1 protein-coding gene is annotated in these 412 nt (G+C 38.6%); it reads right to left on the reverse strand.

Annotated features, from left to right (window positions below; genetic code table 11):
- Window positions 1–48: 48 nt before the first annotated feature.
- On the reverse strand, window positions 49–412 hold a 364-nt coding region (locus QP363_RS12710; protein WP_284764752.1), incomplete at its 5' end, for a hypothetical protein.

The raw sequence follows: 412 nt of genomic DNA on the forward strand, positions 1-412 counted from the left end.
TGATGCACTTTATAAAAGCTAGGTGCTACCAAATCCGATAACTTAACATTAGTCGTCATCGATATCATCTACAATCTGAACAAGAGCATCCATTTTTACTTCAGATTTATCTGTCCATAACCCATATGATTTACCAAGATCAACAGCAGCCTGCCGACGAGTCGTAACATTTGGCATCACATCAACAAGTTCTTGCTTAAACTCACCATTAGTGATGGCCATTGGTTCAGTTACTTCACCACGCATAATCGCTGTTAAAAACTGTTTAATCTCGGTCGCACTAGCTATAGATAATTCAGCTGATTTCTCTTCATAAACTTTTTTTAGTTTCTCAACCACCGGCGGAATGTGTCGCCATTTATCACCACCGACAAGCATTTTACTTGCTTGTTTTGTAGCGTTTTTCTTTGTA

This window comes from Corynebacterium sp. UMB6689 (assembly GCF_030215295.1).
GTDB lineage: Bacteria > Actinomycetota > Actinomycetes > Mycobacteriales > Mycobacteriaceae > Corynebacterium > Corynebacterium aurimucosum.